At 63.5% G+C, this 13,958-nt stretch carries 12 protein-coding genes; 2 read left to right on the top strand and 10 right to left on the bottom strand.

The window, feature by feature from the left end:
• Positions 1 to 8 precede the first annotated feature (8 nt).
• Positions 9 to 2,675, bottom strand: coding sequence for an alanine--tRNA ligase (gene alaS, locus AC0L2V_RS04550; RefSeq protein WP_473519562.1), 2,667 nt, complete (start codon positions 2,673 to 2,675; stop codon positions 9 to 11).
• Positions 2,676 to 2,984: 309 nt separating this feature from the next.
• Positions 2,985 to 4,082, bottom strand: a complete 1,098-nt coding sequence (gene recA, locus AC0L2V_RS04545; protein WP_023798282.1) for a recombinase RecA — start codon at positions 4,080 to 4,082, stop codon at positions 2,985 to 2,987.
• A 276-nt stretch (positions 4,083 to 4,358) separates the two neighbouring features.
• Between recA and AC0L2V_RS04540 the strand changes: the two genes are divergently transcribed.
• Positions 4,359 to 5,291 carry a carbohydrate kinase family protein gene (locus AC0L2V_RS04540; RefSeq protein WP_473519561.1) on the top strand — a complete coding sequence of 311 codons (933 nt, stop codon included), beginning with the start codon at positions 4,359 to 4,361 and terminating at the stop codon, positions 5,289 to 5,291.
• 185 nt (positions 5,292 to 5,476) lie between these two features.
• Here the strand turns inward: AC0L2V_RS04540 and AC0L2V_RS04535 are convergent, their stop codons facing one another.
• Positions 5,477 to 5,800, bottom strand: a complete 324-nt coding sequence (locus AC0L2V_RS04535; RefSeq protein WP_473519560.1) for a TfoX/Sxy family protein — start codon at positions 5,798 to 5,800, stop codon at positions 5,477 to 5,479.
• A gap of 90 nt (positions 5,801 to 5,890) precedes the next feature.
• Between AC0L2V_RS04535 and AC0L2V_RS04530 the strand changes: the two genes are divergently transcribed.
• Positions 5,891 to 6,388, top strand: a complete 498-nt coding sequence (locus AC0L2V_RS04530; protein ID WP_473519559.1) for a GFA family protein — start codon at positions 5,891 to 5,893, stop codon at positions 6,386 to 6,388.
• A gap of 211 nt (positions 6,389 to 6,599) precedes the next feature.
• On the opposite strand, the gene sufA is transcribed toward AC0L2V_RS04530, so the two are convergent.
• The 7 genes from sufA to AC0L2V_RS04495 all read right to left on the bottom strand — a co-directional run bounded on the left by sufA (position 6,600) and on the right by AC0L2V_RS04495 (position 13,784).
• On the bottom strand, positions 6,600 to 6,980 hold the full coding sequence (gene sufA / locus AC0L2V_RS04525; RefSeq protein WP_006206001.1) for a Fe-S cluster assembly scaffold SufA: 381 nt from the start codon (positions 6,978 to 6,980) through the stop codon (positions 6,600 to 6,602).
• A gap of 89 nt (positions 6,981 to 7,069) precedes the next feature.
• Complete coding sequence (locus AC0L2V_RS04520) at positions 7,070 to 7,462, bottom strand: SUF system Fe-S cluster assembly protein (RefSeq protein ID WP_473519558.1); 393 nt, start codon at positions 7,460 to 7,462, stop codon at positions 7,070 to 7,072.
• A 5-nt stretch (positions 7,463 to 7,467) separates the two neighbouring features.
• Positions 7,468 to 8,709, bottom strand: coding sequence for a cysteine desulfurase (locus AC0L2V_RS04515; protein ID WP_473519557.1), 1,242 nt, complete (start codon positions 8,707 to 8,709; stop codon positions 7,468 to 7,470).
• A 177-nt stretch (positions 8,710 to 8,886) separates the two neighbouring features.
• Positions 8,887 to 10,155, bottom strand: a complete 1,269-nt coding sequence (sufD, locus tag AC0L2V_RS04510; protein ID WP_473519556.1) for a Fe-S cluster assembly protein SufD — start codon at positions 10,153 to 10,155, stop codon at positions 8,887 to 8,889.
• Between the two features lie 43 nt (positions 10,156 to 10,198).
• Positions 10,199 to 10,954, bottom strand: coding sequence for a Fe-S cluster assembly ATPase SufC (gene sufC / locus AC0L2V_RS04505; RefSeq protein WP_023798289.1), 756 nt, complete (start codon positions 10,952 to 10,954; stop codon positions 10,199 to 10,201).
• A 30-nt stretch (positions 10,955 to 10,984) separates the two neighbouring features.
• Positions 10,985 to 12,502: a Fe-S cluster assembly protein SufB gene (gene sufB, locus AC0L2V_RS04500; RefSeq protein ID WP_473519555.1), complete on the bottom strand. Its 1,518-nt coding sequence runs from the start codon at positions 12,500 to 12,502 to the stop codon at positions 10,985 to 10,987.
• 187 nt (positions 12,503 to 12,689) lie between these two features.
• Positions 12,690 to 13,784 carry a cysteine desulfurase family protein gene (locus AC0L2V_RS04495; RefSeq protein WP_473519554.1) on the bottom strand — a complete coding sequence of 365 codons (1,095 nt, stop codon included), beginning with the start codon at positions 13,782 to 13,784 and terminating at the stop codon, positions 12,690 to 12,692.
• Positions 13,785 to 13,958 lie beyond the last annotated feature (174 nt).

Raw genomic sequence — 13,958 nt, 5'->3', positions numbered from 1 at the left:
AGACCCGATCAAGCCGCCTCCAGGGCCGCTTTCACCGCAGCGATCGCGTCTTCGGCCCTTGAGGCGTCCGGGCCGCCGGCCTGGGCCATGTCAGGCCGACCGCCGCCGCCCTGCCCGCCCAATGCCGCGGACGCCACACGCACCAGATCGACAGCGCTGAAGCGGCCGGTCAGGTCGTCGGTGACGCCGACCACGACGCTGGCCTTGTTGTCCTCGCCGGCGCCGACGAAGACGACGACGCCGGAGCCGAGCGACTTCTTGCCGGCATCGGCCAACGGCTTCAAATCCTTCGGCGCGACACCCGATACCGCCTTGCCGAGAAAACCGACACCGGCAATGGTCTCGTTCTCGGCAGGCACGCCGGCTGGCGAGCGGTCGCCCAGCGCCAGTTTCTTGCGCGCTTCGGTCAGTTCCTTCTCGAGCTTCTTGCGCTCGTCGAGCAGGGCCTCGACGCGCGCCGGCACGTCGGCCGGCGAAATCTTCAGCGCCGCCGCGACCGCCTTCAGCCGCTTGTCCTGCTCGTCGAGATGCTTTCTGGCCGCCTCGCCGGTCAACGCCTCGATGCGGCGCACGCCGGCAGCGACTGCACTGTCCGACACGATGCGCACCAGACCGATGTCGCCGGTCGCCCTGACATGGGTGCCGCCGCATAGCTCGACCGAATAAGGCCGGTTGGCCCTGGCGCCATGCAAGCCCGTGCCCATCGAAACGACGCGCACCTCGTCGCCATACTTTTCGCCGAACAGCGCCATGGCGCCTTCGGCGATGGCATCGTCAACCGACATCAGCCGCGTGGTGACCGGACTATTCTGGACGACGATCTCGTTCGCCATCCGCTCGACCTCTTCGATCTCGTCAGGCGAGATCGGCTTGTTGTGCGAAATGTCGAAGCGCAGACGCTCGGGCGCGACCAGTGAGCCCTTCTGCGCGACGTGGGTGCCGAGCACCTCGCGCAGCGCTTCGTGGATCAGATGCGTCGCGGAATGGTTCGCGCGCAGCCTGGAGCGGCGCGCATGGTCGACCTTCAGCTCGACGGTCGCGCCCGTGTCGACCGTGCCATCGGCCACCTTGCCGAGATGCACGAAAAGCCCGTCGGCCTTCTTCTGCGTATCGGAGATCTCGATTGAGAACCCTTCGCCTGAAATGACGCCGGTATCACCCACCTGGCCGCCGGATTCGCCATAGAACGGCGTCTGGTTGACGACCACGGCAACCGCCTCGCCGTTGGCGGCGCTGTCGACGATCTTGCCGTCCCTGACCAGCGCCTGGATGAGGCCTTCCGCCTGCTCGGTCTCGTAGCCGAGGAACTCGGTGGCGCCATGCTTCTCGCGCACCGGGAACCACACTGTTTCGGTCGCCGCCTCGCCGGAACCAGCCCAGCTCTTGCGCGCCTCGGCCTTCTGCTGCTCCATCGCATTGGTAAAGCCGGCAAGATCGACCGAGATGTTGCGCTGACGCAGCGCGTCCTGCGTCAGATCGAGCGGAAAGCCATAGGTGTCGTAGAGCTTGAAGGCGGTCTCGCCATCCAGCATGTCGCCGGCACCCAGCTTTTCCGTCGCCTCCGAAAGCAGGCCCAAGCCGCGCACCAGCGTCTTGCGGAAACGGGTTTCTTCAAGCTTAAGCGTCTCGGTGATCATCTGTTCGCCGCGCACCATTTCCGGATAGGCCTGGCCCATCTCGCGCACCAGCGCCGGCACCAGCTGCCACATCAGCGGATCACCGGCGCCCAAAAGCTGCGCGTGGCGCATGGCGCGGCGCATGATGCGACGCAGCACGTAGCCGCGGCCCTCATTGGACGGCAGAACGCCGTCGGCCACCAGAAAGCAGGACGAACGCAGATGGTCGGCGATGACGCGGAACGATCCGACGGTGTCGGCATCCGGACCGCGGCCGAGCGCGGATGACGCGGCCTCGATCAGGTGACGGAACAGGTCGGTCTCGAAGACGCTCTCGACCCCTTGCAGAATGGAGGCCATGCGCTCCAGGCCCATTCCGGTGTCGATCGACGGGCGCGGCAGGTCGATGCGCTCATCCTTCGTCACCTGTTCATACTGCATGAACACCAGGTTCCAGAATTCGAGGAAACGGTCGCCATCCTCCTCGGGGCTGCCGGGAGGGCCGCCCCAGATGTGCTCGCCACGGTCGATGAAGATCTCCGAGCACGGACCGCAAGGTCCGGTGTCGCCCATCGCCCAGAAATTGTCCGAGGTCGGAATGCGGATGATGCGATCGTCGGAAAAGCCGGCGATCTTCTTCCAGTAGCCGGCAGCCTCGTCGTCGGTATGATAGACCGTGACCAGCAGCTTGTCCTTCTTCAGCCCGAACTCCCTGGTGATCAGGTTCCAGGCAAGCTCGATGGCGCGCTCCTTGAAATAGTCGCCGAACGAGAAATTACCGAGCATCTCGAAGAAGGTCAGGTGGCGCGCGGTGTAGCCGACATTGTCGAGGTCGTTGTGCTTGCCGCCGGCGCGAACACTCTTCTGAGCCGTCGTGGCACGCGAATAGGGTCGCTTTTCCAGGCCGGTGAAAACGTTCTTGAACTGCACCATGCCGGCATTGGTGAACATCAGTGTCGGGTCATTGCGCGGCACCAGCGGGCTCGACGCGACGACCTCGTGACCCTCCTTGCGGAAATAGTCGAGGAATGTCGACCGGATCTCGTTCACGCCACTCATGAATACTGCCTTTTAGCTTTTAGAGAGAGCCGCCGGCGCGGCCGACGGCAAATGGACATGGCCTTTTAGCCGCCGCGTTGCACCCTGTCCAGAAACACGGAATTGGGCCAATTTGCGGGGCTTGCCGGTCATCTCGTTGCCGGCCTGCCGGTCATCTCGTTGCCGGCTTGCCGGTCATCTCGGCGCCACCGCTGAAACGCAAACCGCCGGCGCTAGGCCGGCGGTTCGAACGCAACAATACAGGACTCGATTACACAGGCTGGAGCTGATGCGCGGGAATCATGGCCAAACTCCGGCCACTGCCGAAGCCTACATGGCGCCGGCTTCGTCCTCGAAACCATCGTCTCCGCCTTCGGAACCACCATTCTCGAGGAACTTTTCCGCAATCAGCCCGGCATTCTGCCGTAGTGCCAATTCGATTTCGCGCGCCGTATCGGGATTGTCGCGCAGGAACAGTTTTGCATTCTCGCGGCCCTGGCCGAGACGCTGCGAATTGTAGGAGAACCAGGCGCCCGACTTTTCGACCACGCCGGCCTTGACGCCGAGGTCGACCAGCTCGCCGGTCTTGGACACGCCCTCGCCATACATGATATCGAACTCGACCACCTTGAAGGGCGGCGCCAGCTTGTTCTTGACCACCTTGACGCGGGTCTGGTTGCCGACGACCTCGTCGCGGTCCTTGACCGAGCCGATGCGGCGAATGTCGAGGCGCACCGAAGCGTAGAATTTCAGCGCGTTGCCGCCGGTCGTGGTCTCGGGCGAACCGAACATGACGCCGATCTTCATGCGGATCTGGTTGATGAAGATGACCATGGTGTTGGAGCGCGAGATCGAGGCGGTCAGCTTGCGCAGCGCCTGGCTCATCAGGCGGGCCTGCAGGCCGGGCAGCGAATCGCCCATCTCGCCTTCGATTTCGGCGCGCGGCGTCAGCGCCGCGACCGAATCGACCACCAGCACGTCGATGGCGCCGGAACGCACCAGCGTGTCGCAGATCTCCAGCGCCTGCTCGCCGGTATCGGGCTGCGAGATCAAGAGGTTTTCGAGGTCGACGCCGAGCTTGCGGGCATAGACCGGGTCGAGCGCGTGCTCGGCATCGACGAAGGCGCAGATGCCGCCCTTCTTCTGGGCCTCCGCCACAGTGTGCAGCGCCAGCGTCGTCTTGCCCGAGCTTTCCGGCCCGTAGATCTCGATGATGCGGCCGCGCGGCAGGCCGCCGACGCCGAGCGCGATGTCGAGGCCAAGCGAACCGGTCGGCACCGTTTCGATCTCGACGACCTGCTCGTTTGCGCCGAGCCGCATGATCGAGCCCTTGCCGAAGGCACGCTCGATTTGCGACAGCGCCGCATCCAGAGCCTTTGATTTGTCCACCGTTTTGTCCTCTACAAGCCGCAAAGAATTCTGAGCCATGATACATCACCCCTTGGTCGTCAATGAAGGCCGGACAATCCGTAATCCCTATCAATTTGTACCTTTTTTGTTCTCGATTGGCAAGGGGATACAACCGATTGAAAAACCAACAATATCCGGATTTGTTCTTTTTTTGTTTCGTGTTTTCACCCAGGATGCATCCCGGCTTCACCCGCAGGATTCTGCAAGGCATCTTCCGAATCGCGCCTCCGGTTGCCGGGTTCCGCCGGACAACCTAATCTCCTCCCGGCAGCAGCAAAGGTCATCTCACCGGGCATGATGAAGTCGCCGACGATCCTGGCAGTAGGCGGCGCCTATATCGAGCGGCGCGGCCAGGTTTCGGGCGCCTTCGTGCCGGCGGCGTCGAACCCCGGCACGATGCGCGAGGAAGTCGGCGGCGCCGTCTTCAATGCGCTGCGCTGCGCGGTGCGCCGCGGCGTCTCCGGCTCGCTGCTTTCGGTACGCGGCGGCGATGTTCTGGCCGATACGGTTTCACGCGCCATTGCTGCAGCCGGCATTGCCGATCTGTCCGTGGTGTTCCTCGATCGCACGACGCCGAGCAACACAGTGCTGATCGACGGCGACGGCGCGCTGATCGCCGGCCTCGCCGACATGGCGCTCTACGATCTGGCGCTTGCCAAGCAGATCCGCCGTGCCAAGGTGCGCGAGGCAATCAGCACCGCCGATGCAGTCCTTTGCGACGCAAACCTGCCGTCGGCGGCGCTCGAGCGGCTGGTGGAGCTTGCCGCCGGCAAGCCTGTCTTCGCCCTCGCCGCTTCACCAGACAAGGCGGCGCGGCTCGCGCCGGTGCTGGGCAGTCTGGCGCTGGCCTTCATGGACCGGCGCGAGGCCGGCGCGCTCGCCGCTGTCGGTATCGACGCTGCGGAGCAAGATATCATCGACGGCCTGAGGCGTGCGGGCCTCAGAGGCGGCGTGGTCACCGCTGGCGACGGTCCAGTGCTCGGTTTCGACGAAACCGACGCGTTTTCGATCTCTCCGCCTACGTCACAAAAGCCGGCGGATGCGACCGGCGCCGCCGATGCGCTGGCGGGCGCGACGATGGCCGCCCTGCTGCGCGGCCTAACGCTGGGCGCAGCGCTGCGCGAAGGCGTTGCCGCAGCAATGCTCGCCGTCGAGAGCGCCACCTTCACGAGCGCTATCTTTGCCGAGGCGCTGGCATTGGTGCCCGAGGCGCGCGACCTGGCATGAAATCCTGGATGTGGCGCCGCCCCTCAACCCCCTGCCGGGACCTTCTCCCCGTCAAGGACGGGGAGAAGGGGCTTGGCCGCGACGCCGGCGACCCCCTCTCCCCGTCCTTCACGGGGAGAGGGTAAGGGTGAGGGGCAGCGCCGACCTGAAACGATTATCTTAAACTGAGCGGCTAGCGGACACAGCTACTTGCCGGCCCGCAGCCCCGCCTCATAGGCCAGGCGTGCCCAGGCCGCCATCTCATCCGGATCGTCGAAGGCGCTGTCGGGAACGCTCCAATACGGCATCGACACCAGCTTGCCGTGCCGCGACCCCGTATAGGTCCATTGCCGGCAGCCGGCCGCCTCGAATTCGGGCGCGCTTTCCGCATCGGCTTTCAGCATCAATTCGTCACGAATGACGATGGCGACGATCACGCCGTCGAAATAGATGCCCTTGCCGCCGAACATCTTGCGAATGCTGACCGGTCCGAGGCCTTCGAAAAGTTCGGTAATGCGTTCATTGTCCATGCCGCGATCATGTCACCCGGATTTCCCCTTGTCATCGCCGCAGCCGGCACCATCCTGACAAGTTGAAAGCCAATTTCGTCGGAGTTTTTCATGCCGCTTCTGCTCAAAGGGTCCTGCCGGTGCAATGCCGTCCGCTTCGAGGTGGAAAGCCACACGCCGGTGCCGTTCATGCTGTGCTACTGCTCGATCTGCCGCAAGCAGCAGGGCGGCGGTGGCTTTGCCATCAATCTCGGTGCCGATTTCGAGACGCTGAAAATCAAGGGCAAGCGCCATCTTGGCGTCTACCAGGCCGAGATCGAGGACGACGAGCATCCGCAATGCGAGATCTCGTCAGGCGAGCGGAATTTCTGCAAAAAATGTGGTTCGGCACTGTGGCTCTATGACCGGACCTGGCCGGAACTGGTCCACCCCTTCGCCTCGGCGATCGACACAGACCTGCCGAAACCGCCTGAAAAGGTGCACCTCATGCTGAAATACAAGGCGAACTGGGTCGAGCCCGAAATCGGCAAGGGCGACAAGGTCTTCGACGTCTATCCCGAGGAATCGATCGCAGACTGGCACAAACGGACGGGAATGTGGGTGGATTAGCATTTCTTCGCCCCGTTTACGGCAGGGCAATCGCACGTGGGTAAGTGCCCCCTCACCCGGATTGCCAACCGAATTGCGAAGGGCAATTCGGGGCAATCCGACCTCTCCCCGAGGGGAGAGGAGGTCGCCCGCGTTGATGCAAGCCTCTTCTCCCCAGCGGGGAGAAGGTGGCCCGAAGGGCCGGATGAGGGGGACACGGGGCGAAGGGAGATCAGGCCGACGCGCGCGCCTCGGCCAAGGCCTTCAGATCGGCCGGCTTGAGCTCCACCGATTCGCCGCAGCCGCAGGCCGAGCTCTGGTTCGGGTTGCGGAAGGTGAAGCCGGTGCGCAGCGTCGTCTGCTCGAAATCCATCTCGGTGCCGAACAGGAAAAGCGCTGCCTCAGGTGCGACATAGACATGGGCGCCGTCGCGCTCGATATGATCGTCCTTGGTGTTGGGCTCGGTCACCAGGTCGACCGTATATTCCATGCCGGCGCAGCCGCCCTTCTTGATGCCAAGGCGAATGCCATGCGCATTCTCACGGGTCGCGACGATCTCGCGAACCCGATCGGCAGCCTTTTCGGTCATCGTGATGACGGCGAAGCGTCCCATTCTTTTTCTCCGCGTTCGCGCAGGTTCAAGGCCTGCGGAATGAGTCTTCACCTAAAATGGTGAAGTTTTCTGCCTGGCGCAAGTGCGCCTCAATACCAGCCCACCGCGACCTGCGCCTCTTCCGACATGCGGTCGGGCGACCAGGGCGGATCGAAGGTCATGTTGACCTCGACGCCGGACACGCCTTCGACGGCGCCGACGGCATTTTCCACCCAGCCCGGCATTTCGCCGGCCACCGGGCAGCCCGGCGCGGTCAGGGTCATGTCGATCTTGACCGAGCGGTCGTCCTCGATGTCGATCTTGTAGATCAGGCCGAGCTCATAGATGTCGGCCGGGATTTCCGGGTCGTAGACCGTCTTCAGCGCCGAAACGATGTCGTCGGTCAGCCGCGCCAGTTCGTCGGCGGGAATGGCCGAGGTGGAAACCACCTCATTGGCTGCCGTTTCCGACGTGGTCTCAGCGGTGTGGCCTGCATCATCCATGATCGTCACCCGAAGAACTTTCGCGCTTTTTCGAGCGCATCGGCCAAAGCGTCGACTTCGGCCCTGGTGTTATACATGCCGAACGATGCCCTGCATGTGGAGGTTACGCCAAAACGTTTCAACAGCGGCTGGGCGCAATGGGTGCCGGCACGGACGGCGACGCCTTGCCTATCGATCACCATCGACACGTCGTGGGCATGAATGCCCTGCAGCTCGAAGGAGATGATGGCGCCCTTGTCCGGCGCGTCGCCGAAGATGCGCAGCGAATTGATGGCGCGCAGCCGCTGATGGGCATAATCCTTCAGATCCGCCTCGTGGGCGGCGATGCGCTCGCGGCCGATCTTTTCCATGTATTCGAGCGCCGCGCCCAGCCCGATCGCCTGGACGATCGGCGGCGTGCCGGCCTCGAAGCGGTGCGGCGGATCGTTGTAGGTGACGATGTCTTGCGTCACCTCCTCGATCATCTCGCCGCCGCCCATGAACGGGCGCATGCGCTCGAGCAAGTCCTTCTTGCCGTAGAGCACGCCGATGCCAGAGGGCCCATAGACCTTGTGGCCGGTGAAGACGAAGAAATCGCAGTCGAGATCCTGGACGTCGATCGGCATGTGCACGGCGCTCTGGCTGCCGTCGACCAGCACCGGAATGCCGCGCGCATGCGCGATGCGGACGATCTCCTTGATCGGCGTCACCGTGCCCAGCGCGTTCGACATGTGCGTGATGGCGACCAGTTTTGTGCGGTCGCTCAGCCGCTTCTCGAACTCCTCGATGTGGAAGACGCCGAGATCGTCGATCGGCACCCAGACCAGCTTCGCGCCCTGGCGCTCGCGGATGAAATGCCACGGCACGATGTTGGAATGGTGCTCCATGATCGACAGGACGATCTCGTCGCCCTCGCCGATATTGGGCATGCCGAAGCCATAAGCGACGGTGTTGATCGCCGCGGTCGTGTTCGAGGTGAAGACGATGTTGTCGGTGCTTGGCGCGTTGAGAAATCTCTGCACTATCTTGCGCGCGTTCTCAAAGGCATCTGTCGAGGCGTTCGACAGGAAATGCAGCCCGCGATGGACGTTGGCGTATTCCTGGGCGTAGGCGTGCTGGATGGCGTCGAGCACGGCCTGCGGCTTCTGCGCCGAGGCGCCATTGTCGAGATAGACCAGCGGTTTGCCGTAGACTTCCCGCGACAGGATCGGAAAGTCGCGACGGATCGCCTCGACGTCGTAGGGAATGTTTTCGACTTTCTGGTCCATCACCAATTCATCGCCTCATTCTGTCGCCACCCCTCATCCGACCGAGCTTCGCTCGGCCACCTTCTCCCACAAGGGGAGAAGGAAGATCGCCTAACCTTCTCCCCTTGTGGGAGAAGGTGGATTGGCGCGCAGCGCCAAGACGGATGAGGGGTGTTCGCCGAAGCGAACCCAATCGCCTCACCCGTGCGCCGCGAACCAGCCGTCGAGCCTCGTTTCCAGCGCCTCGACGATCGCCTCGTCGTCGAGTTCCTCGATCACCTCGGCGACGAACGCCTTGACCAGCAGGCCACGGGCCGACTTCTCGTCGATGCCGCGCGCCATCAGGTAGAACAAGTGGCTATGATCGATCTCGGTGACGGTGGCGCCGTGGCCGCAAACGACGTCGTCGGCGAAGATTTCGAGCTCAGGCTTGGTCGAGAACTCGCCGTCATCCGACAAGAGCAGCGTGTTGCAGGCCATCTTGGCGTTGGTCTTCTGCGCGTATTGGTGGACGTTGATGCGCCCCTGGAAGACGCCGCGCGCTCGTCCCGTCACCACGTTGCGGATCACTTCCGTCGAAGCCGTATGCGGCACCGCATGGTCGAGCACCATGGTCACGTCGGTATGGGTGTCACCGGCCAGCAGGTTGATGCCGCGCAGCGTGAAATCGGCACCTTCGCCGGTCGTCCTGACCACGATCTCCTGGCGCACCAGCTTGCCGCCGGCATTCATCACGAACAGCGTCAGCTTCGCATTCTTGCCGAGATGCGCCTTGAACTGGGCAAGATGCGTCGCCGTATCCGGCTGCTCCTGCACGATCAGCCAGGTCACCTCGGCGCCCTCGTCAAGCAGAAGCTGGCTGACCGAACTGACGAGTGCGGCGCCCTCGCCCGCCTGGCGCTCGACGATCACGGCCTTGGCGCCAGCGCCGACGCGGACGCTGAGGCGCACATGCGTCTGGCCGCCGGCCTGCAGGTTCTGCAATTCGATCGGCTTGTCCAGTTCGGTACCGTCGGCGATGTCGACAAAATAGCCGTCGGCCACGAAAGCCATATTGAGCGCGCCGATGGCGTCGTCGGCGCCATAGGGATCAAGGCCCGGCGCGATGCTGCCGTCGGTCAGCTTCTCCGACAGGCGCTGCACGGCGATGCCCTCGATTTCAGGCAGTTTCGCGCTCGACACGCCGTTCAGCACCGGCAGAACAGCGGACCCTTCGACAACAGGCGCAATGGCTTTTGGGGCGGCTGCGGGATCGAAATCCGGAACCGAAGTCAACAGGCGGCGCAGGTCGGTGTAGTGCCAGGATTCGATGCGCCGCGTCGGCAGACCGCTCTTGATCGCCTCGATGGCGTCGTCGCGCTTCAGCATCACCGTGCCGTCGCCGGGCAGCAACGACAGCCGGTCGCTAAAGGCGTCGATCAGCGCCGTTTCGGCCGGCGTTCGCTGGGGTGTCGTATGTATATTCATCGGTCTCGCCTTGTTTGGCTTGCCTTCTTGGCCTTCTGGCATCTCACGCAGCTTGGCCGATCACGCCGGCATAGCCGTTGGCCTCGAGGTCGAGCGCCAGCGACTTGTCGCCCGACTTGACCACCTGGCCTCTGTACAGCACGTGCACACTATCCGGCACGATGTACTGAAGCAGGCGCTGGTAGTGGGTGATGATGACGATGGCGCGGTCCGGCGCGCGCAACGCGTTGACGCCTTCCGAAACGATCTTCAGCGCATCGATATCGAGGCCGGAATCGGTTTCGTCGAGCACACAGAGTTTTGGCTCCAGAAGCTTCATCTGCAGGATCTCGGCGCGCTTCTTCTCGCCGCCGGAAAAGCCGACATTGAGCGGCCGCTTCAGCATCGCCATGTCCATGTCGAGCAAGGCAGCGGCGTCCTTCACGCGCTTCAGGAATTCCGGGATCTTCAGCGGCTCCTCGCCGCGCGCCTTGCGCTGCTCGTTCATCGCCACTTTCAGGAATTCCATCGTCGCCACACCCGGTATCTCCATTGGATACTGGAAGGCGAGAAAAATGCCTGATGTGGCGCGCTCGGCCGGGTCCATCTCGAGGATCGACTGGCCGTTGTAAAGGATGTCGCCTTCGGTCACCTCATAATCCTCGCGGCCGGCGAGGATGTAGGACAGCGTCGATTTTCCCGAGCCGTTCGGCCCCATGATGGCGGCGACCTCGCCGGCTTTCACCGTCAGGTTCAGGCCGCGGATGATCTCGGTGCCGTCATCGACGATGCGAGCATGCAAATTTCTGATTTCAAGCATTTTTTCTTTTCCTGAAAATTTTCGGTCCGGTCAGCCGACCGAGCCCTCGAGGCTGATCCCAATCAGCTTCTGCGCCTCGACCGCGAATTCCATCGGCAGTTGCTGGATGACGTCCTTGACGAAGCCGTTGACGATCAGCGCGATCGCCTCTTCTTCGGGAATGCCGCGCTGCATGACGTAGAATTTCTGGTCCTCGGAAATCTTCGACGTCGTCGCCTCATGCTCGAACTGTGCCGTCGCGTTCTTGGCTTCCATGTAGGGCACGGTGTGCGCGCCGCACTGGTCGCCGATCAGCAGCGAGTCGCAGTTGGTGAAGTTGCGGGCGTTGGTCGCCTTGCGGTGCGCCGAGACCTGGCCGCGATAGGTGTTCTGCGAGAAGCCGGCGGCGATGCCCTTGGAGATGATGCGGCTCGACGTGTTCTTGCCGAGATGGATCATCTTGGTGCCGCTATCGACCTGCTGAAAACCGTTCGACACGGCGATCGAATAGAACTCGCCGCTGGAATCGTCGCCGCGCAGGATGCAGCTCGGATATTTCCAGGTGATCGCCGAGCCGGTCTCGACCTGCGTCCACGAAATCTTCGAGCGGTGGCCGCGGCAGTCGCCGCGCTTGGTGACGAAATTGTAGATGCCGCCCTTGCCTTCGGCGTCGCCGGGGTACCAGTTCTGCACCGTCGAGTATTTGATCTCGGCATCGTCGAGCGCGATCAGTTCGACAACCGCAGCGTGAAGCTGGTTCTCGTCGCGCTGCGGCGCCGTGCAGCCTTCGAGATAGGAGACGTAGGCCCCTTCCTCGGCGATGATCAGCGTGCGCTCGAACTGGCCGGTGTTCTTCTCGTTCATGCGGAAATAGGTCGACAGTTCCATCGGGCAGCGCACGCCCTTGGGCACGAAGACGAAAGAACCGTCGGTGAACACCGCCGAATTCAGCGTGGCGTAGAAATTGTCCGAAGTCGGAACGACCGAGCCGAGATACTTCTTCACCAGATCCGGGTGCTCGCGGATGGCTTCCGAGATCGAGCAGAAGATGACGCCGGACTGCGCCAGCTCCTTCTTGAAGGTGGTGACGACGGACACGGAATCGAACACGGCGTCGACGGCGACGCGGCCCGACTTGTAGACATTGTCGCTGGCTTCCTCGAGTTCCGACGCGTCGGTCTTCTGCACACCGGCGAGGATCTCCTGTTCCCTCAGCGGGATGCCGAGCTTTTCATAGACCCTCAACAGTTCGGGGTCGACGTCGCTCAGCGATGTCGGTCCTGGCGTGCTCTTGGGCGCCGCATAATAGTAGAGGTCCTGGAAATCGATCTTTGGATAGTGGACGCGCGCCCATTTCGGCTCGTCCAGGGTCACCCAGCGCCGATACGCTTCCAGACGCCATTCCAGCATCCAGGACGGCTCGTCCTTCTTCGCCGAAATGAAGCGGATAATGTCTTCACTCAGGCCCTTTGGGGCCTTGTCCATCGCGATTTCGGTCTGGAATCCGTATTTGTATTGGTCGACGTCGATCTTTCGAACCCGATCGATCGTGTCCTGCACAGCAGGCATCAGCGTTCTCCATCCACGCCGGGGTCAAGGCCCGGCAGTTTTCAAACTATGGCACCGCGAAACCAGTACCCGCGAGGCACCCGAGGCGGCGTAAGTTCCATATAGTGCGTCCCTGCCGGGAATTCACCCGGCCACTATGAAACGCACGGCTCTACCAGGCCAAAAAGCCTGCGTTTGTTTGCCGCGCTCAGGCGGCTTCTTCCCTGCCTGCGCGGCGTGAGGCAATGCCGGCCAGCGCAGTGCGGAACAGTTCGATGTCGTGCGCGCTCGTTGCGTGGCCGATGGACACGCGCAAAGCGCCAAGGCTGTCATTGTATCCCATGGCTTTCAGCACATGGCTCGGGCCGACCTTGCCCGACGAACAGGCGGAACCGGCCGACAGCGCCACGCCGGCGAGGTCGAAGGCGATCTGCGCCGTCTCGGCCTTGATGCCCGCAATAGCGAAGAATGTCGTGTTGGCAAGCCTCGGCGCGCCGGTTCCGAAGATCTCCGCATCCGGCACCAGCGTTTTCACGATCGCCTCGATCTCGTCGCGGCGGCTGCCGACGGCGTCGATGCGCTTCAATCCGATCAGGGCCTCGCGCGCCGCTGCGCCAAAGCCGACAATCGCGGCCAGGTTTTCGGTGCCGCCGCGATGACCCTTTTCCTGGCCGCCGCCGGCGATCAACGGCCTTGGCATCATCAGATCCGCGGCGGCGACGATGGCGCCAACGCCCATGGGGCCGCCGATCTTGTGCGAAGACAGAATCAAGTAATCGGCATAACCCGCTGACATATCGAGCGGAATGCGACCGGCTGCCTGCACGGCGTCGACGACCAGGATGCCGCCTGCCGCCTTGACGATTTCGGCGATGCGCCCGACCGGCTGGATGACGCCGGTCTCGTTGTTGGCGGCATGGATCGCCACCAGCGGCAGGCCGTCCGCCTTGTCATGACGGCCAAGTGCCGCCGCCAGCGCGTCCAGCCTGACAATGCCGTCGGCGTCGACGCCGATGCGTGTTACCCGGGCTGCCGGAAAGCGCCCGCCGTTCAGCACACAAGGATGATCGGCTTCGCAGACATAGAGCCGGCTCATGCGGACAGTGCCGCGCCCCATCTGCCAATCCGGCGTCAGCAGCGTCGAGGCGGCTTCCGTCGCACCGGAGGTGAACACGACATGCTCGGCGCCGGCGTTGACCAGCAGCGCCACATCGCGCCTTGCATTCTCGATCAGCCGCCGTGCGGCACGACCTTCGGCATGGACCGACGACGGGTTGGCGGCAGTATCGAGCGCGGCAATCATTGCCGCGGGGGCCGCGGCGCGCCCCGGGCCGGGGGCGGTGGTGTGGGGGTGGGGGGGGGGGGGGGGCGGGGAGGTGGGGGGGGGGGGGGGGGTGGGGGGGGGGGGGGGGGGGTTTGTTTGGGGGGGGGGGCGTTGACGGGGGTTGTTTTGGGGGCCTTTGGGTGGGCGGAAGGC

It is taken from the genome of Mesorhizobium sp. WSM4814 (genome assembly GCF_055811595.1).
The sequence above is the reverse complement of the archived record's forward strand: the minus strand, read 5'-3'. Positions and strand labels throughout refer to the sequence as shown.